The sequence below is a fragment of the Prochlorococcus sp. MIT 1342 genome, assembly GCF_047304495.1.
Classification (GTDB): Bacteria; Cyanobacteriota; Cyanobacteriia; order PCC-6307; family Cyanobiaceae; genus Prochlorococcus; species Prochlorococcus marinus_D.
On sequence record NZ_CP138957.1, the window covers coordinates 1,162,571 to 1,181,169 of the forward strand.

At 50.6% G+C, this 18,599-nt stretch carries 21 protein-coding genes; 16 read left to right on the forward strand and 5 right to left on the reverse strand.

Going from position 1 to position 18,599, the window contains the following annotated elements:
• The 7 genes from rsmA (at position 1) to SIB79_RS06095 (ending at position 6,163) form a co-directional block, all read left to right on the forward strand.
• Positions 1-843, forward strand: a complete 843-nt coding sequence (gene rsmA / locus SIB79_RS06065) for a 16S rRNA (adenine(1518)-N(6)/adenine(1519)-N(6))-dimethyltransferase RsmA (RefSeq protein WP_063403906.1) — start codon at positions 1-3, stop codon at positions 841-843.
• Positions 840-1,799: a 4-(cytidine 5'-diphospho)-2-C-methyl-D-erythritol kinase gene (ispE, locus tag SIB79_RS06070; protein ID WP_063403905.1), complete on the forward strand. Its 960-nt coding sequence runs from the start codon at positions 840-842 to the stop codon at positions 1,797-1,799. Before rsmA ends, ispE begins: the two co-directional genes overlap by 4 nt.
• Positions 1,796-2,149 (forward strand): DUF3082 domain-containing protein, encoded by a 354-nt coding sequence (locus SIB79_RS06075; RefSeq protein ID WP_011129998.1) that lies wholly within the window; start codon positions 1,796-1,798, stop codon positions 2,147-2,149. The genes ispE and SIB79_RS06075 overlap by 4 nt, the downstream gene beginning before the upstream one ends.
• A 203-nt stretch (positions 2,150-2,352) precedes the next feature.
• Positions 2,353-3,336, forward strand: coding sequence for a pyruvate dehydrogenase complex E1 component subunit beta (locus SIB79_RS06080; protein WP_063403904.1), 984 nt, complete (start codon positions 2,353-2,355; stop codon positions 3,334-3,336).
• A gap of 3 nt (positions 3,337-3,339) precedes the next feature.
• Complete coding sequence (secD, locus tag SIB79_RS06085; protein WP_063404115.1) at positions 3,340-4,827, forward strand: protein translocase subunit SecD; 1,488 nt, start codon at positions 3,340-3,342, stop codon at positions 4,825-4,827.
• A 3-nt stretch (positions 4,828-4,830) separates the two neighbouring features.
• Positions 4,831-5,910, forward strand: a complete 1,080-nt coding sequence (gene secF, locus SIB79_RS06090; RefSeq protein ID WP_063403903.1) for a protein translocase subunit SecF — start codon at positions 4,831-4,833, stop codon at positions 5,908-5,910.
• Positions 5,903-6,163: a hypothetical protein gene (locus SIB79_RS06095; protein ID WP_011129994.1), complete on the forward strand. Its 261-nt coding sequence runs from the start codon at positions 5,903-5,905 to the stop codon at positions 6,161-6,163. The genes secF and SIB79_RS06095 overlap by 8 nt, the downstream gene beginning before the upstream one ends.
• Before the next feature lie 129 nt (positions 6,164-6,292).
• On the opposite strand, the gene SIB79_RS06100 is transcribed toward SIB79_RS06095, so the two are convergent.
• Positions 6,293-6,505, reverse strand: a complete 213-nt coding sequence (locus SIB79_RS06100) for a hypothetical protein (RefSeq protein WP_063403902.1) — start codon at positions 6,503-6,505, stop codon at positions 6,293-6,295.
• A gap of 854 nt (positions 6,506-7,359) precedes the next feature.
• Between SIB79_RS06100 and SIB79_RS06105 the strand changes: the two genes are divergently transcribed.
• The 3 genes from SIB79_RS06105 (at position 7,360) to SIB79_RS06115 (ending at position 9,573) form a co-directional block, all read left to right on the forward strand.
• Positions 7,360-7,599, forward strand: a complete 240-nt coding sequence (locus SIB79_RS06105; protein WP_063403901.1) for a Nif11-like leader peptide family natural product precursor — start codon at positions 7,360-7,362, stop codon at positions 7,597-7,599.
• 522 nt (positions 7,600-8,121) lie between these two features.
• On the forward strand, positions 8,122-9,195 hold the full coding sequence (locus SIB79_RS06110) for a class I SAM-dependent methyltransferase (protein WP_063403900.1): 1,074 nt from the start codon (positions 8,122-8,124) through the stop codon (positions 9,193-9,195).
• Between the two features lie 96 nt (positions 9,196-9,291).
• Positions 9,292-9,573: a hypothetical protein gene (locus SIB79_RS06115; RefSeq protein WP_063403899.1), complete on the forward strand. Its 282-nt coding sequence runs from the start codon at positions 9,292-9,294 to the stop codon at positions 9,571-9,573.
• Positions 9,574-9,633: 60 nt separating this feature from the next.
• Here the strand turns inward: SIB79_RS06115 and SIB79_RS06120 are convergent, their stop codons facing one another.
• On the reverse strand, positions 9,634-9,906 hold the full coding sequence (locus tag SIB79_RS06120; RefSeq protein WP_074161342.1) for a hypothetical protein: 273 nt from the start codon (positions 9,904-9,906) through the stop codon (positions 9,634-9,636).
• A gap of 54 nt (positions 9,907-9,960) precedes the next feature.
• Between SIB79_RS06120 and SIB79_RS06125 the strand changes: the two genes are divergently transcribed.
• The gene (locus tag SIB79_RS06125; RefSeq protein ID WP_063403898.1) at positions 9,961-10,215 is read left to right on the forward strand and encodes a DUF6439 family protein; all 255 of its coding nucleotides are present in this window, start codon (positions 9,961-9,963) and stop codon (positions 10,213-10,215) included.
• Positions 10,216-10,394: 179 nt separating this feature from the next.
• On the forward strand, positions 10,395-10,700 hold the full coding sequence (locus tag SIB79_RS06130) for a DUF3104 domain-containing protein (protein WP_074161341.1): 306 nt from the start codon (positions 10,395-10,397) through the stop codon (positions 10,698-10,700).
• A 659-nt stretch (positions 10,701-11,359) separates the two neighbouring features.
• On the opposite strand, the gene SIB79_RS06135 is transcribed toward SIB79_RS06130, so the two are convergent.
• Together SIB79_RS06135 and SIB79_RS06140 are read right to left on the reverse strand one after the other, a co-directional pair.
• The gene (locus SIB79_RS06135; protein ID WP_155724660.1) at positions 11,360-11,830 is read right to left on the reverse strand and encodes an ATP-binding protein; all 471 of its coding nucleotides are present in this window, start codon (positions 11,828-11,830) and stop codon (positions 11,360-11,362) included.
• Between the two features lie 64 nt (positions 11,831-11,894).
• Positions 11,895-12,611 (reverse strand): GUN4 domain-containing protein, encoded by a 717-nt coding sequence (locus tag SIB79_RS06140; RefSeq protein ID WP_011129985.1) that lies wholly within the window; start codon positions 12,609-12,611, stop codon positions 11,895-11,897.
• Positions 12,612-12,650: 39 nt separating this feature from the next.
• Here SIB79_RS06140 and mnmH point away from each other — a divergent pair, with 39 nt between their 5' ends.
• Genes mnmH through SIB79_RS06160 form a run of 4 tightly spaced genes read left to right on the forward strand, consistent with a single transcriptional unit; the run spans position 12,651 to position 16,244 of the window.
• On the forward strand, positions 12,651-13,751 hold the full coding sequence (gene mnmH, locus SIB79_RS06145; RefSeq protein WP_063403897.1) for a tRNA 2-selenouridine(34) synthase MnmH: 1,101 nt from the start codon (positions 12,651-12,653) through the stop codon (positions 13,749-13,751).
• Positions 13,752-13,776: 25 nt separating this feature from the next.
• Positions 13,777-14,130: a photosystem II reaction center protein Psb28 gene (psb28, locus tag SIB79_RS06150; protein WP_063403896.1), complete on the forward strand. Its 354-nt coding sequence runs from the start codon at positions 13,777-13,779 to the stop codon at positions 14,128-14,130.
• A 33-nt stretch (positions 14,131-14,163) separates the two neighbouring features.
• A complete protein-coding gene (locus tag SIB79_RS06155; protein WP_063403895.1) occupies positions 14,164-15,246 on the forward strand; it encodes an AI-2E family transporter in 1,083 nt (360 codons plus the stop codon).
• Positions 15,243-16,244 carry an AI-2E family transporter gene (locus SIB79_RS06160; protein WP_063403894.1) on the forward strand — a complete coding sequence of 334 codons (1,002 nt, stop codon included), beginning with the start codon at positions 15,243-15,245 and terminating at the stop codon, positions 16,242-16,244. Before SIB79_RS06155 ends, SIB79_RS06160 begins: the two co-directional genes overlap by 4 nt.
• Positions 16,245-17,111: 867 nt before the next feature.
• On the opposite strand, the gene glnA is transcribed toward SIB79_RS06160, so the two are convergent.
• Positions 17,112-18,533, reverse strand: coding sequence for a type I glutamate--ammonia ligase (gene glnA, locus SIB79_RS06165; protein ID WP_063403892.1), 1,422 nt, complete (start codon positions 18,531-18,533; stop codon positions 17,112-17,114).
• Positions 18,534-18,599 lie beyond the last annotated feature (66 nt).

The following is an 18,599-nucleotide window of genomic DNA, read 5'->3' on the forward strand; positions in this document are numbered from 1 at the left end:
ATGGCCTTTTCCGGACATCACGCTCGCAAGCGCTTTGCTCAACACTGGCTAATCGATGCCGCTGTGTTGACTCAGATTCTCGATGCAGCTGATGTTCAACCAGATGATCGTCTGCTGGAGGTAGGTCCTGGTCGTGGAGCACTCACTGAAAGGTTGCTGGCCTCTTCTGCCTCTACTGTTCATGCTGTTGAACTTGATCGCGATCTGGTCTCTGGGTTGAGGCAGCGTTTTGCAGATCAAGCCCGATTCAGCTTGCAAGAAGGTGATGTGTTGTCTGTTCCATTGACTCTTGCTGATGGCCGTGCTGCGACCAAAGTGGTGGCCAATATTCCCTATAACATCACCGGTCCTCTGCTTGAGCGTCTTCTCGGTCGCTTGGATCGACCTGTTGATCATCCCTATAAACGCCTTGTGCTTCTTTTGCAAAAGGAAGTCGCTCAACGGATTCGTGCCTTGCCCGGGCAGAGCTGTTTTAGTGCTCTAAGCGTGCGCCTGCAGTTGCTCGCTCGTTGCACAACTGTTTGCCCAGTGCCGCCGCGCTCTTTTAAACCGCCGCCGAAAGTTCATTCTGAGGTCATCTTGATTGAACCTCTTGCTCCTGAACAGCGCCTTGAGCCACTGCTCGCCAAACGTGTTGAGTCTTTGCTGCGTCAGGCTTTTTTGGCCAGGCGCAAGATGCTGCGCAACACTCTTGCCAAGGTTCTTCCTGCTGCTGAACTGAATGCTCTGGCTGATGATCTTGGCATCAGCCTTCAGCAACGCCCCCAAGAACTGTCCCCTGCTACTTGGGTGGAATTGGCGAGGGGTTTGAATCGGGCGGATCTAGTAGACCCTGAGCCATGAGCATATCTAACCCTTCAGCTGCTTCAGGGCATCTGGTTAGCGTCTCGGCGCCAGCCAAGATCAATCTCCATCTTGAGGTGCTTGGCCTGAGGTCTGATGGTTTTCATGAGCTAGCGATGGTGATGCAGAGCATCGAACTCGCTGATCAACTTCATTTCCGCAATACGGCTGATGGCAGCATCAGCCTTCGCTGCGATGATTCCAGCCTCAGCACTGCTGGCGACAATTTGATCGTGCGAGCTGCGCATTTATTACGCGAGCGCTCAGGGTTCTCTGACCTTGGTGCCGCGATTGAATTGCAAAAACGCATCCCAATTGGAGCTGGTCTTGCGGGCGGCTCAAGTGATGGTGCAGCAACACTGGTGGGGTTAAACGGTCTCTGGAATCTCAATTTTTCTCAGGGTCAACTTGAAGGTTTTGCGGCTGAGCTTGGCTCCGACATGCCCTTTTGCCTGGCAGGTGGAAGCCAATTGTGTTTCGGCCGTGGGGAAAGGTTGGAATCGCTACAAGCGATGAAAGCATCAATGGCCGTGGTGTTGGTGAAGGATCCATCAGTGAGCGTTTCAACCCCCTGGGCTTATGGACGCTGTAAGGAACTTTTCAGTAGTCGTTATCTTTCAAAGGAATCTGATTTTGAGCAACATCGTCAGCAGCTCAGAGAATCTTCTTGGCTGAATCCTTTACGGGCTGATGATCCGCCACCTCTGCGCAACGACCTTCAGGAGGTTGTTGCACCCGAAGTTTCGGCTGTGCAAACCACATTGAAGTTGCTCACTGATTTGCCTGGTTCTCTTGCAGTATCGATGAGTGGATCTGGTCCAAGCTGTTTTGCCCTTTTTGCTGACGTTGCTTCAGCTCAGGCTGCACTTCAGCTCCAACAGCCTGCCTTCGCCGCAGCTGGTTTAAGCAGTTGGTGCTGCGCGTTCCGCTGTGAAGGCATCAAACTGGAAGCATGAGCGATTCCAAAAACAGCTCTTTCGAGAAGGCAGATGCAGAGTCATCCAACACATTGGCAGAGACGCCTGCGACACCACGTAAGGGCCCGCTCAGTTTTCTTTCTGGGGCGATCACCAGTGGACTTTTTGCCTGGCTTTGCCTGATTTTGAGCCAGAAGACAGTGACTTATTTCGCTCTTCATTCGCCTAATTACAGCTCTGCGATTGCCCAAAGCATTGCTTCGGGGTTTAAAACCCTGATCATCGGCATGTGTTTTCTAGCCACATTCAGCTTTGCCTTCATTGGTTTTGGACTAACCCTTGTGTTTATTCGCAGTTTGTTTGCTGGCAAGGAGCCAGATGCTGCCTAGCTTTTGTGGGTTGACAGCCTGATTGCCGATTCAGGACTTCTACAGATGACGCCTCACGATCTTGGTCAGTTGGTGCTGTTGCTCTCTCCTGGTCTGTTGCTGTCCGTTTTGCTGCTTTCAGCATTTGCCGCAGGAGGCTAATGCTGCTCAGGCTGAGATAGCTTGGCCTCTTCCACCGGCATGGCCGGGATTGCAACGAAAACGTGTCAGGGACGCTTCTCTTTAATGCTCTTCGAGATGCCATCGATGAAGAGATGGCCAGAGATTCGCATGTTTGTGTGATGGGAGAGGACGTCGGCCAATACGGCGGCTCCTACAAGGTCACCAAGGATCTCTACGAGAAATATGGCGAGTTGCGGGTGTTGGATACACCGATTGCCGAGAACAGTTTTACGGGTATGGCCGTTGGCGCCGCCATGACTGGCCTACGCCCGATTGTGGAGGGCATGAACATGGGTTTTCTGTTGCTTGCTTTCAACCAGATCTCCAACAACATGGGAATGCTTCGTTACACCAGTGGCGGAAATTTCACAATTCCCACCGTGGTGCGTGGGCCTGGTGGTGTGGGACGCCAACTCGGTGCTGAACATAGTCAGCGACTCGAGGCCTATTTTCACGCTGTGCCTGGGATCAAGATCGTTGCTTGCAGCACGCCAACCAATGCCAAGGGCTTGATGAAAGCCGCGATCCGAGACAACAATCCAGTTCTCTTTTTCGAGCATGTGCTGCTCTACAACCTGATTGAGGAGCTCCCAGACGGTGATTATGTCTGTGCCCTAGATCAAGCAGATCTGGTTCGTGAGGGTAAAGACGTCACGATCCTCACCTATTCCCGTATGCGTCATCACTGTCTCAAGGCTGTTGAACAGTTGGAGACAGACGGCATCGATGTGGAATTGATCGATTTGATTAGTCTCAAGCCCTTCGATATGGAGACCATTGTTCGCTCCATCCGTAAAACCCATCGGGTGATTGTGGTTGAAGAGTGTATGAAAACTGGTGGGATTGGTGCTGAGTTGATTGCGCTGATTACTGAGCAGTGTTTTGACGAACTCGATGCTCGCCCAATTCGCCTCTCCAGTCAGGATATTCCCACTCCATATAACGGCAAATTGGAGAATTTCACGATCATTCAGCCTCATCAGATTGTTGAAGCGGCTAAGCAGATTGTTCTTAAGGGGCTTTGATTGATGGCACGTCAACAAGGCTGGTTTGCGCTCATTCTTGCTCTTGCCATTGCGGCAGGTTCTGTCACTGCAAGCTTTCCGCTTGAGTTGGGCCTTGATCTTCGTGGTGGCAGTCAGCTCACTCTTGAAGTGCAGCCCGCTGGTGAGATCACTCGCGTGAAATCGGAGCAGCTAGAGGCGGTCAAAGCTGTTTTGGATCGTCGCGTCAATGGCTTGGGTGTTGCCGAATCCACCCTGCAGACCATTGGTGACAATCAACTGGTGTTGCAGCTTCCAGGAGAACAGGATCCCACCAGGGCTGCCAAGGTGCTTGGCGAGACGGCCTTACTTGAGTTTCGAGCTCAAAAACCTGGCACAGAACAGGAGGTTCGCGGCCTTCAGCGCCTAAAACGACAGGTAGAGAGCATTCTCAAGTCCAAGCAGGAGCGTGCGATATCCGGAGAGTCTCCCTCTGATGATGAACTCGACAAACAGCAACTTGTTGAAGCGCAGCAGGCCTTTGGTTTGCAAGGCAGTGTTGGCAGTGAGGTCGAGCAGCTGGAACAATTGAATGAGAAAGTCAGCACCAAGATCGCTGAACTCTTCGAGCCCACGTCCTTAACCGGGAAGGATCTGGTCACAGCTGGGCGTCAGCAACAGCAGAACGTTCCTGACAGCTGGGAGGTGACACTTAGCTTCAACCGAGAAGGCGGAGATCAATTCGCCGAGCTAACACAATCAATTGCTGGCACAGGTCGTCTACTTGGCATCGTTCTTGATGGAAGGTCGATCAGTGAAGCCAGCGTCGGGGAACAGTTCAGAGCCGCTGGCATTACTGGTGGTGCGGCCACGATCAGCGGTAATTTCAATGCTGAAGATGCCCGCGACCTGGAAGTTCAGTTACGAGGTGGTTCGTTGCCATTACCAGTAGAAATTCTCGAGGTTCGAACCATTGGTCCCACCCTTGGTGCTGAAAACATTCGCCGCAGCTTGATCGCAGCGCTCTCTGGTCTCGCCTTGGTGGCTGTTTTCATGGTGGTTGCTTATCGCCTTGCGGGCTTGGTGGCGGTGTTGGCATTGAGTCTTTATGCCCTGTTCAATCTCGCTATGTATGCTCTGATTCCTGTCATCCTTACCCTGCCTGGGATTGCGGGTTTCATCCTCAGTATTGGCATGGCAGTGGATGCCAATGTGCTGATCTTTGAGCGTGTCAAAGATGAATTGCGGCGTGGAAACACCTTGATTCGCTCGATCGAGACTGGATTTTCCCAGGCTTTGTCGTCGATCCTTGACGGCCATCTCACCACTCTGATTAGTTGCGCAGCGCTCTTTTTTCTGGGTACGGGTTTGGTTAAAGGTTTTGCCGCCACCCTCGGCATCGGTGTTGTGCTCAGTTTGTTTACGGCATTGAGCTGCACTCGCACTCTGCTGCGTTTTTTGATGGGCTATCAGGCTTTGAGGCGACCTACCAACTTTTTGCCTGCCAAACAGTTGCCTTCTTCTCTCGCCTGATCCATGGCTGTTTCATCATCTTCAGGAACTCGTCAACGCCCACTGAGATTTGAACTTTGTCGTCAACGACGACGAGTTTGGGGAATCTCAGGCCTGTTTGTGGTTTTGAGTTTGGTGGGCTTGATCCTCTGTTGGCTGAACCCTTCGATTGGTGCTCCCCTTCGTCCAGGACTTGACTTCACTGGTGGAACTCAAATCCAGCTGGAGCGCAGCTGTAGCAAGAGCTGTCAGTCGCTGAAAACCACAAGTGTTGAAGAGGTTTTGGGGGCTCTTGAGTTACCCGCTAACAAAGACAAGGTTGCTCCAAACCTCTCACGAGCCAGGGTTCAGCTTCTTGATGGGGGTCAGTCTCTAGTCTTGAGGTTGCCCTTCCTCTCTGCTGCTCAGGGGCAAGCTGTCATCAAGGCAATGGATCCTGTAGCGGGTCCGTTTCAGAGTGGTGGTCAATCGGTCGACACCATTGGCCCAAGTCTGGGAGGCCAATTGCTGCGCAGCAGCTTGATTTCTCTTTTGGTTGCGTTCACGGGAATCGCTATCTACATCAGCCTCCGTTACGACCGTCGATATGCCCTTCTGGCCCTTGTGGCCCTTGCCCATGACGTGATCATTGTTTGTGGGATATTCGCTTGGCTGGGCCTGTTGATAACGCTTGAGGTGGATAGCCTCTTCGCGGTAGCGCTGCTCACCATTGCCGGCTACTCGGTCAATGACACTGTGGTGGTCTTTGACCGGATTCGTGAGCGCAGTCGTGAAGACAACTCCCTGCCACTGACGGAACAGGTTGATCGTGCCGTATCCGCGACCCTCACAAGGACCCTCTACACCAGCGGTACGACCCTGCTGCCTCTGCTCGCTCTGATCCTCTTTGGCGGTGCGACGCTCTACTGGTTTGCGGTTGCACTTGCTCTTGGAGTGGTGGTTGGTAGCTGGTCGAGTATTGCTCTAGCCCCTTCATTGTTGAGCCTCTGGCAAGGCAGTGGTCCTCCGGCAGGGCCTTTATCAGCCCCTGCTGCTGCTCCACAACCGCCGTTGTCTTCCTCCCAGCCTCCGATTGAGGGAGGAGATACGATTTCAGATGGCTGAAAGGGCCCGCTCCCGTGGCCTATCTGGCGATCGTTGGTTGCCCGTTCTTCTTTTGGGTCTGTCTCTCTGGGATTTACGAACAGAGTTTCTCTTGCTCTGGGAGCATTTCACCTTTACACAGTTGATTTTTGCTGTTCGCCATCACTGCCTTGCTGTGATTGTGCTGTTTTGCAGTCCTTCGCTTTGGCGCCGATATGGGGTCTCGCGGCGGCGTTCAGATGCCGGCGGCAACATTAAAGGGCCAATTGAATGATACAAAGATTAAGGCTTGGATGATCTCTTCGCGAGGTTATTGATACTACTTAGGATTCGTGTTGGCGAGTTAAGAAAAGGAATAATGTCCTCAATCAAAAGACTGATTTTGCAACCTTCCAGCTCACTCTTAAAGCTTCACCGTAGGCAACTGTTTTCCCATCAGTATGCTCGTTGTCCCATTGAGTTGGGCCGGCAGTTTTACCGCTGAATCAGCTGGAATCAGAACAACGCCATCGAGCGAAACTGGCAGCAAATACATGCAGATGCAACGATCAGCTGGGAGAAGTGCACCACAATCGAAGCCGGGCTTGGCAACACTCGTTATCGCTGCAGAGCGCACCTTAACGATCCTCAATGAAGAGAAACTAATGTTATCTGAAATCGCGGTGATTAGTTCGGGTTGAGATCATTAAGTTGAGCAGGAAGAAGGCATAGATAGCAATGGCATTTTCAGCCCATGCCGTTGCATTCATCGTTGTGCAAGGCAGCTAAAAGGTGCCCTTCGATGATTTCTATTTCGGCTTAGCAGCTCAAGCAGGCTTTGATCCCCAAAGATATTAGCCAGTCAACTGCCGATCTGACTTACCAGCGTGATCCATGGGGCCCGTGGGATGCCCCTCTGCAAGATCTGGCCTCTCTTACGAAATCAGCAAGGACGGGTTCTGCACCAATGGGCTGGCGTAGCCATTCAGACCTGGCTTGAGAGCGGAGTGACAGCTGGAGTTGACAAGGCGATACTGGCACGCTAGTACATGTGTACCGCTTTCGATTCATGGCGCATGTTTCGTCTCCATATGCCACCTTCAAAGCTGAAGATTGGTCGGATGCATCACCTCAGCCAATTTCTCAATGCGCGAGAATGGTTAGCCACAAGATCCACAAGCGCCTAACTGCAAACGTTTCTCATGCAACCACAAGAATAGGAAATCAGCCCCAATGGTGTTCTTTCATTCAAGGAGACCTATTTCAGGACAGCCTTCAACATTGAAAAAGGGATGAACTCCACAGAAGCTCAATGACAGAGCTTCGCAGGAAGCTAAGCAAAGCAGGTTTGCACTATTTCTAAGCACATCGGCCAGCCAAGCAAGATATCAATAGCAAAATTCTCTGCAAACATGAACAACTTATATGATTCTCTTCGAGAGTATTTCCCATTTATAGTAAAATCATTGTCTTCTTCATTCTTTGATCAACATGCCAGAGGAGGATCTTAAAGCGTTGCTTTCCAAAGTTGCATCAGATCCGGTGCTTCAGCAGAAGCTTGAAGCACAACGTGTTGACACTCATTGGTTTGTGGTGCTTGCCAAAGAAGCTGGATTCTCTATCACAATGGACAACCTCAAAAAACAAGCTCAGGCTTTAGAAAGTAAAGACCTTCAGCAGGCTGATGGAGTGCTCAATAATCAAACTGCAGACGAGCGTCCCTGGCTATAAAATTGTGGACGAGTAGCAATTTAAACTGATCTAGCCAAAGAACCTTTCGCGATTTGGCTCATCTCTTCATTCCTTCTGATATCAACCGAATGCTCTATATAAGCTTACAAAGATATTCACTGCAACGCATCACAGACATTATTGATATAGCCTTTGACTTGCATTATTCTTTAATATTAAGACCTGTGCCTTTAAGATGCATTTAGATCGCCAATCTTCTTTCTAATAGCATTAATCACAAAGGCCAATTGATTAGCAACAAATCAATAGATGCTTCCAATGATTAATACGAAACATCCTTACGATTAGGCCTTTAGCCATTGATCATTCTTCGTAACTGGATCCTAATCTGTTGGATTAATCAACAAGAAATTAGGCTTAAAGCAATCACAAGCGAAAGCTTCGCGAAGCATTTCACATGCATTGTCATAGATCCTTAATTGAATAGGCAAGGCTTATAATCTGAGATCTCAGCAATTGCAAGGCTGATCCGCTGACATAGAGCACACCCAAATCAGGTTCATGGCGCAGCCAAGCCTCACCAAGTTCGCTTATCAAACCCTGCAGCAGAGCAAGACTCTTGCGGGCCTGGCCCACAAGGAATTGAGCACAAAGCTGATGGAATTGCTGGCACCTGATGCGATGCCAAGCATTGAACCGATTCCGCGAGAATTGCTGATGGAGCTGCGCAGCTCAATGTCAGCTCTCGAGCAACTTGACTGGCATGAAGCTGAACAAGGCATTTATCCAAAAACGCAGCTCTTTGAAGCTCCGTGGTTGGAATGGGCGAGCCGTTACCCCTTGGTCTGGTTAGATCTTCCCTCGACATGGCAGCGGCGCAAGGCACGCAATATTCATGATCTGCCAAACGATGTCGATTCAGAGATCTATCCCGATTACTACCTGCAAAACTTTCATCATCAAACCGATGGCTATCTAAGCGACCACTCTGCAGAACTTTATGACCTGCAGGTAGAGATTCTCTTTAACGGCACTGCAGACTCCATGCGGCGCAGGGTTTTAGCGCCTCTCAAGCGCGGGCTGAAACGCTTCCAAAACCGCAGCTCCGCCAGTCTTCGGGTGTTGGATGTCGCAACCGGAACCGGTCGAACCCTGCAACAGATTCGCAGCGCCCTACCCAAAGTTGAACTGCTGGGGTTGGATCTATCAGCAGCTTATTTACGTCAGGCCAGCCGCTCGCTCAATAGCCGCAATGGAGAACTCGCGCAACTGGTGCGCGGTAATGCTGAACAGCTGCCGTTTGCTGATCAAAGTGTGCAAGGCATCACGTGCGTTTTCCTGTTTCACGAATTACCGAGCTCGGCCCGGCAAAATGTTCTTGACGAATGCTGGCGCGTGCTCGAACCAGGCGGAGTTTTGGTCCTAGCAGATTCTGTACAAATGGAAGACTCGCCCAAGTTCATCCCTGCCATGGAGAACTTCCGGCGGATATTTCATGAGCCGTACTACCGCGATTACATCTCCGACAACATTGAGGCACGTTTCCAAGCAAGCGGTTTTGAGGGCATTGCTGCCGAGTCTCACTTCATGACACGAGTTTGGACTGCTTTCAAACCGCCCCAAAACAACGCTTAAGCGGGTTTCCTGACACTCGGTAGTTCAATCGAGTCTCACAAATAGGGTGCTCTTGTTAGATGCAAAATCCGGTGTATTTTTTCCTGAAGGGACAACATGAGTAATCCCTTTCAACTGCGGTGGTTACAGGGATGGACCTTCCAAATTGTCTTAATGGAAGGCAAAGTGCAAGTCGAGGCACAAGGGTTGGGAATTTGCCTGCGAACGGCATTACTTCACGGTGAAAGCCCATCAGCCGCTGCAGACCGACTGGTCCTTGCAGAAGATCAACGACGGCAATCTCTTCGTAATGCTTGGATGCGCGGTCAACAGACTTCAAACCCTAGCGAGATGCCACTGCCTCCTCTGGAGCATGCCATTCCAGATATCTATCTCTAAGTCACTTGTAGTAGTCGAGCAGGATCTACTAACAGCCGTTTGATCTGAATTCAAACGCAATTACCCGCTCTGGCTGAGCCACCAACCAAGGGCAACTCCAGGTCCACCCCAACGCAGGGCCCGCCAAATCCACTCGCCAGACGACTTAGGCCGCAACCATTGCTCTGAAGGTATTTCCAGTATCTGACGCGCGAGCTGCCTCCTCTGTTTGCTCCGTCTTGCTGCCAGCATCTTGGGAGATCTTTTCAGTCTGTCCTGGCGCTGCCCCAAAAGCATCAGCCTTGACAGCCCATGCAGCCAACGGAGTCGAACCTGACGTGACCGTATCACCATTCAGACGGCTTTTACTATCACAAGCAAAATAGACCAAGTGATCCGCTGATAAAGATGGGAGTCAAGCAAGCTGAGTGGCCAATTGAGGTCCAACGCCAGGCCATGGAGCTTCATGCTCAGTTAAGCCTCAATGATCACAACTGGCATCAACAAAAAGGAGATGCCGACCGCAGAGCTGCAGAGCTTCTTGCTGGAGCCTTAGTCCAGCTGCTTCAAGGTGGAGAACGCTCTGATGTTGAGGCCCTTACCGATCAAAGCCTGCGCTGGCTAAGGCGCGAACTGAAAGCTCCTGGTTGCGGCAGGGATTAAGACGGTTCTTGCAACAGGAATGGCCTTTGCAGCAATGGCCCTAATGCTCATGCAAACCTGCATCAGAACTTCCCATTCAGGCCGTTGGTTGGGCCTGCAGCGATCGAAGCAACCCACAATCACTCAACCAGGCAAAGCGCGATACCCGTGTTAGAACAGATGTACTAGCACGGGGCAGGTTGACGTCGCTAACGAGGGCCGCAGAAGTAGGTCCAGGCTTTTTGCAAGAGGAATCAATCTTCCTTGCTGTTACCTGTGGAGATGTGGTGATCGTTCAAGAGAGTGAAGGTCCTGCAACGGAGAGTTGGTGGATGGGAGAAGTGATTCATATTGTCTCTGGAGCTAGAGGTCCTGACCCGTCTCTATTTCAGGTCGCTTGTATTGATACTGGTGTAATCAAAACCGTCAATGCTGATCAAGTCACAAAGGTAGTCCGGTCAGTGAGATCTCAACATCAACAAAACGCATGCATCAGCGAGAAGTGAGCACCTTGTTCAAACAGCAGGCATGATGACTTTATCTCTTTTAAAGAGAAGAAAACAAGACGAAACAACGTTTGATCAATTTGCTCATGTTATGGAAGGGAACATTTTGATAAACTTTGGCAGATTGAATCATGAAGGCGCTATTTCATGCTGAATGATCGAAATTTCGCTTAGGCTCTTTTTGCATTCATACGGCTCTATGGAAATGATCATAGAAGAGATGATTGCTTTACTTTTTGCCGATTAAGCCTAACAAAAGCAAGGCCTGGATAGAGAAAATAGTTCTCTGTTTAAAAATATTGGCAGGCCACTTGCCAACGTCAAGCTTACTTTCAAAAAGTCCACTAAGTCCATGCTTAGTCTCTATTAAAAAAAGCTTTTAGTCAGCTATAGCCTTGCAAAAAATACCGATTAGCTAGAGGGGAGGCCTGCTTCAAATAGAAGTGGTCTATCGATGAATGAAGCTGTTAAAGCGCTGAAATACTGATTAAAAAGTGAGAATCAGGTGGATACTACTTTTACTGTCAATTGAAACAATGAATTGATCCGCTTTCTTGTTTAATCAAAAGGCAAATGCACCTCCAAGTGCACCTCGGCTTCGCTTCTAATTATTAGCTCTTATGATTAAGAGCATTCAAGTTTATACGCTGTCAGCAGTCTCAACTGCTTTTCGGCCGACGACAAGCGAGCTGCAAGCGATTGCCGCGCTGGCTCCAGCGCACATCATCAAAACACTGATAAATCAGAAACATGCCACGTCCACTGTTGGCTTCGAGTTGAGCTGGAAGGCAACCAACTCGAGCATTGAGCGGTACACCGATCCCTTCATCCTGGATCTGCCAAATCATCCAGTTAGGCGTAAAGATTCGACGAACTCGAAGAGATTTGCCTGGATCTCCGCAATTGCCATGTTGCACTGCATTAACCAATGCCTCCTGCAATCCAAGCTGTAGGCGATAGCTGGTGTCATGACAGGCAACAGGTTCAAGCAGGATCTCCAGCAAAGGAGTGAGCTGCAGAGTTGAAGGAAGAATGAAATCAGCCCAACGAAACAGCGGAGCCACCCCTTGAGGGCTAACGCTGAATAGAAGCCTAGAAGCTGCCCGTGACCAGGAAGGCATCAGGACCATTCAGACCTGTTTTGACCATAACCCTTCGCGTGCTCTAGGCCGATGCCTAAAGCTGAAATCTGCTCTAACGGCGGGCTGCAAGTGATGGATGATGCAGCACCGCATCCATTAAGCGCACACCCCGTAGCTGATTAATTAAAGGCATATGCCCCTCAGGGGCAGAGAGAGACCAGGTAAAGGAGCCTGGATAACGTGTCCATGTTCCATCCTGTTTCCAACCAATACGAGCCCAGAGGCTGTGATACCTGCCATCGAGAGCGTTCAGCAAGCGCGCTTGGGTCGTAAACCCAAACCTTCCTTGTGAATATGCAGTCCAGAGACGATCGATTGTGACCAGGTCGAGGCCATTGATCGCATGCACCTCACTGAAGTACACGTAACCGCGCTGCTCGGCTCCAGGTCCTGCGAGCTTGCGCAGCGTTGCACTGGTGAAGCGATCTGCCTCCTCAAAGTTTTCGGCTAGTAGGTCACGTTGCAAAGGCTCATAGTCGATCCCCACTGCTGATGGGGTCGAGAACCAGCCACTCGACTCACTGCTCAACAGGCTGGGCAAAACCTGCGGCTGATGACGCTGAAAAACTTGCAGAATCCATCCTGCAGCCCAGTCGTCTCCGTCTGGGTCAAAAGAGGCAAGAGCTGCTTGAGCTAATGCAGCCAGCTCTTCTGCCCGTTCTTCAATCGTTGGCACCAAGCTGAGCCGTTGACGCTTTGAACCACTGGTAAATCGTTCCAGTAGTTCTTCAACGCTCTGGTTGGTGGAGGGGGGGGGACCGGAGATCATGGATCGAAACCGGCTCTTCTGGCTCGCCGCTGGCCCACTATGTCAGGAATGGGTACACATACTCCTTACTCGATCGAAAGATTCCGTCAGGCCAATGGTCCGGTTGTGGACGTTCGCAGCCCAGCTGAATTCAATAAGGGACATTGGCCAGGTGCGATCAACATTGCTCTCTTCAGCGATGAGCAACGGGCGGCGGTCGGCATCACTTACAAAAAAAAAGGTCGTCAGCAAGCGATCAAGCTGGGTCTTGAGTTCACAGGTCCAAAGCTGTCAGGTCTTGCTGAAGCCCTGGCGAAACTCAGCAGAGATCCAACCACTGAATCAGAAGACGCCTCTGCATCTGATCTACGCATTTACTGCTGGCGAGGAGGCATGCGCTCCGCGAGTGTTGCTTGGCTAGCGGGTCTTCTGGATCTCAAGCCTGTGCTTCTGGAGGGTGGATACAAGAGCTATCGGCGATGGGTGCTGCAACAATTTGAGCAAACATGGCCTTTGCGATTACTCGGTGGAAGAACAGGCACGGGCAAGACTAATCTGCTCATTGCCATGGCACAACGAGGGGTCGCTGTCGTCAACCTTGAAGGTTTGGCAAACCATCGGGGCAGCAGCTTTGGTGGGTTGGGCTTACCCCCACAACCAAGCACTGAACATTACGAAAATCTCCTTGCCGAAGATTTACAGCGCTGTCAAAACAGTTCTGCTGATGAAATCTGGCTGGAAGCGGAAAGTTCACAGGTGGGTTGCTGCAGAATCCCCAGAGCACTTTTCCATCAGATGCAAATGGCACCAGTGCTGGAGATCAACCGTTCACTTGATGAACGGGTTGCTCAACTAGTTGATGTGTATGGCCAGCATGGCCGTGAGTCTTTGCAGGAAGCGACCCAACGCATCAGCCGCCGTTTAGGCCCACAGCGCACACGACAGGCCTTGGATGCAATCGCTCTTAAGAACTGGGACCAAGCCTGTCGCGCCATGTTGGATTACTACGACCGTTGCTATGACTACGAACTAAGCAGGACCCCTCAAAGACAAAGCGTGGATCTTTGCGGACTGAACACAACCAAAGCCGTTGAGATGTTGATTGAACGAGAGCTTGTTAGATCAAGCCCCAAGCCACAGCTGGTTATGAACTCAACGTAAGATCCATATCTTGTCGTAGAGATCAATGGCTAAATCGAACAAAACTGCGGCAATTCAGTTCACACGTGGTGTTGATGAACCTGTCGTTCCCGACATCAAACTCACACGCAGTAGTGACGGCCGTACCGGCAGAGCTCTTTTTGTCTTTGATCAGCCAGAGATCATGGCCCCGGAAACGTGGGCAGGTATCACCGGCATGTTCATGATCGACGAAGAAGGCGAACTCGTGACGCGTGAGGTGAATGCACGTTTTGTGAATGGCAAACCAAGCGCACTTGAAGTCACCTACGTCTGGAAATCAGAAGAGGATTTTGAACGCTTCATGCGTTTTGCCAAACGCTATGCAGCTTGCAACGGTCTGGGTTACTCCCAAAGCTAAGGCGAGAATGCAAAGGCTGCCGCCTGAACACGGGTGAAATTTTCCCAATGGCTTGCTCTGGCTGCTCTGATGGCCACGGGTGTGCTGTTTTGGAGCCTTAGAGAGGTGCTGATCCACCTCTTTGCAGGCGTTGTTCTTGCCATGGCTCTCTGCACTCTGGTAGGTGAGCTGCGCTCAAGGAAACCCATGCCTCGCAGCATGGCCCTCCTGATCTGCTTGGTCGGTCTTGTGCTTGTTGTGAGTATGGCGACCGCCATTGTGGTGCCCCCCTTTACAGAGCAATTCCAACAATTGCTTTTACAACTTCCTTCAGCAGCGAAGGAACTCTGGAAGCTGGCCATCGGCGCCATCAACCAAACCTCTGCAATGGTCTACGGAGTTGACAACAACAAGAGTGGCTGGGAAGAACAGCTGTTTGCAAATGGGTTAAACGCATTACCAGATGGTGCAAGCTTGGCCTCAGGAGTGAGGGAAGGCCTGCAAGGCCTTCTGGGCCTTGCAGGCAACCTCGGCAGCGGCTTGGTGCAACTCCTGTTTGTGTTGGCAATGAGCTTGATGGTGGCGGTGCAACCGACGGCATACAGAGATGTAGCCATCTCGTTATTGCCTTCGTTTTATAGGCGACGAGCCCGTTCGATCCTGAGCCAATGCGGAGATGCGCTGAGCAGCTGGATGGTGGGTGTACTGATCAGTTCCTTTTGTGTGGCCCTGCTTGCCGCAATCGGCCTTTCACTACTTGGGATCAAGCTGGTGATGGCGAATGCCTTGCTTGCTGGGATGCTCAACGTGATCCCAAATGTAGGGCCAACCTTGAGCACGATCTTTCCGATGTCGGTAGCGCTACTTGATGCACCCTGGAAAGCAGTCGCTGTGCTTGGGCTCTATGTGGTGATTCAGAACCTGGAAAGTTATGTGATCACTCCATCAGTGATGCATCACCAGGTGAAATTGTTGCCCGGGCTGACTCTCACAGCCCAGTTTGTCTTCACAGTGGTATTTGGTCCTCTTGGCCTGCTGTTGGCGCTGCCACTCGCTGTCGTGCTGCAAGTGTTGATTCGCGAGGTGGTCATCCACGATTTGCTTGATCCCTGGAAGAAAAAGCGATTGGCGCCATGAATGCCCGCACCCTTCTTGTCGCACTCACTCTGGTGGTGCTGGCTTTGCTCACCTGGCAGCTGCGTTGGGTGTTGTTAGTGCTGTTTGGAGCAGTGGTATTAGCAGTAGCACTTGATGTCCTAATTGAGAAACTTCAGGACCGCCTCTCCTGGCCTCGTCCCCTTTCGCTAGCAGTGGTGCTGGTGGTGCTGCTGCTTGGCGGTGCCTTGGTTTTCCAGCTGCTGGTGCCTGAGTTGATCACCCAGGTTCAAGAGTTGGGCAACCTCGTACCCACTCTGGTGACCAAGCTGAAATCGATGCTGGTCAGCAACCCGCGACTGATGAATCTGGAAGAGTCTTTTGCCGAACAGTTCAGCTGGGATCGGATCCAACCCTTGGGCTCGCAATTGCTTGGCGTGGCAGGCGGGGCCGCCAACAGCCTGATTCAGTTGTTGTTGATGAGCCTGCTGGCTGTCTTGCTAGCGCTAGATCCTGTATCCCATCGCCAAATGGTGATTGCTGCAACGCCTCGGCCTGCGCGACAGGAGATGGCTGAATTGCTTGATCAATGCCGTTTGGCTCTTGGTGGCTGGCTTGCTGGGATGACGATCTCAGCCAGCAGCGTGTTTGTGCTCACTTGGGCAGGGCTTGCACTGCTCAAGGTTCCTCTGGCCCTATTGAGTGCATTGGTCTGTGGCTTGCTGACCTTCGTCCCCACCATTGGGCCAACGGCCGCCTCCCTGCTGCCATTGGCCATGGCACTGCTTGTTTCACCCCTACTAATGCTGCAAGTTCTGGTATTGCGGCTGATTTTGCAGAATCTTGAGGCGTTTTTGCTCACCCCGCTGTTATTGCGGCGTACGGTCAACCTGCTTCCCACCGTGGCGTTAATGGCTCAATTGAGCTTGGGCGCCTTATTGGGTCTACCAGGGGTGTTGTTGGCTCTGCCACTTGTGGTGGTTTTGCAGGTTGGAATGGAGAAGGTGGTTGTTAAACAGATCATGGATAGTTGGGCGTAATCATCCAACAATATTCGCTTGTTATGAGGCTGTCATTTATTGATGATTGGCAACACAAGTCAATCACGACTGCAACTTCATGCTGGCCAATTTTATGTCCATAAGCTTTTTGGATTTATAGATATATTTGGTATTGCATTTAGAATTAACCACTTCCACATCCCCCTTGCACATCCCTGAGCCAGGAAGGTGAATAACAACAACGGACCCTTTCTCTCTTGAATTGAGAAAGTCTTTTTGTTGGATTGCATCAAGGAAATAGGCGTAAGCAGACACAGAATAGATATACAACTACCTTTCTAGACTAGGCAGCTTGATAAATTTAAAGTTTGAATGTAGTAATTCAAAAGCTCAGCAAAGTCAAAATCTACTTGAAGCCGTAAAGTTGTTCATACAAACAACCGTATCCGCATTATTGGATGATTTATTAGCTGTTTCTGTCATTGACTACGAAGACGTTTCTTCTCAAGCTTGTCCATTACTTAATGGTTGCAAATCATAAGAACTCATGGTATTCGACTTAACCATTTAGCTTGAGCTAAAGGAATGAGTGCTCCATTCAATCTTCTGCTGCAAAATGCAGTTGATATTAATTTTAGATGGCTTACTATTTACACACTAATGCTAGCAATTAAGCATCACAACATGCTGTCAATGCATGTCCCACGAACAAGCATTCATAGCCATTAAATTCTAATTCCTTTCAATAGTCAAAGTGCATCGGAGGAAATTTCTTTAAAACAAGCCATATTTTCCTGAATACTAAGTCATTAAAAAGTCCCCGCCTAGATTGCGGGGACTTGAAAATTAGTTTAAATGAATAACTTTCCCTATTTTTCAAACAGATGGTGATCTTTTCACCCAACCTCATGCGTCGTAATACATGGTGAACTCATGGGGATGAGGCCGTTGACGCAATTGCTGCACCTCTTCGTATTTGATGTCAATCCAGTTGTCAATGAAGTCTTCGGTGAAGACTCCCCCTTCCATGAGGTAGTTCTTGTCTGCATTTAACGCTTCGAGCGCACCATTAAGTGAAGCTGGCACTGTGGGGATGCTGGCAAGGCGTTCTTCTGGTAGTTCAAATAGATCCTCATCGAAACCATCGCCAGGGTCAATTTGGTTTTTAATGCCGTCAACGCCCGCCATCATCATTGCGCTGAAAGCTAGATAAGGATTGGCCAAGGCATCGCCTGGGCGGAATTCAAGACGCTTCGCTTTCGGGTTTGGGCCAGTGAGCGGAATGCGAACAGCTGCAGACCTATTGCCCTGGGAATAAACAAGGTTTACAGGAGCTTCAAAACCTGGCACCAAACGCTTGTAGCTATTGGTTGTGGGGTTTGTGAAAGCCAGGAAGGAGGGAGCATGCTTAAGGATGCCGCCGATATACCAGCGAGCCGTCTGTGACAAGTTGGCGTAGGTGCCTTCTCCAAAGAACAGGGGTTGGCCTCCTTTAAAGAGGCTCTGGTGAACATGCATCCCGGTGCCGTTGTCGTTGAACACCGGCTTGGGCATAAATGTTGCCGTTTTGCCGTATTTACGTGCAACATTCCTGACGATGTACTTGTAAATCATCACGTTGTCCGCAGCTTCAATCAGCTCAGCGAACTTCATCCCCAATTCATGTTGGCCAGCACCAGCAACTTCATGGTGGTGCTTCTCCATCGGGATTCCTAATTGCCCCATCAACAGCAGCATTTCGGAACGAATGTCCTGGGCGGTGTCGTTGGGTGGAACCGGAAAGTAGCCCTCTTTCAGTTGGATCTTGTAGGCAAGGTTGCCGCCTTCTTCAATGCGACCGCTATTCCAAGGGGCCTCAATCGTGTCAACGCTGTAGAAGCAACCACCTTCGCCAGAGTTGTAGCGGACGTCGTCAAAGATGAAAAACTCTGGCTCAGGGCCGAAAAAGGCAGTATCGGCCAGGCCGGTGCCGGCTAAGTAACCGAGGGCTTTTTGGGCAAGCGCCCTGGGGCATCTGGCATAGGGCTCACCGCTACGAGGTTCCCGAATGGAACAGATCAAGCTAAGAGTCTTGTGGCGATAAAAGGGGTCGATCCAGGCCGTACTGGCGTCGGGCACCATATCCATATCTGATTCATTGATGGCCTTCCATCCACGGATGGAAGATCCATCGAAAGCCAATCCATTAGTGAAGGCTTCCTCATCAATCAAGTCTGAACAAACGGTGAGGTGCTGCCACTTGCCGTGCAGATCAGTAAACTTGAGGTCAATCAGTTCAATGCCCTCGTCCTTGATCTGGCGGAGGACGTCTTGGGGTGATTTGCCCATGGCGAAGATGAGGCCGAGCCGGCGATAAGAGAGCGACCGTAATCAGCCGCATGGCCTCCTTTTTGT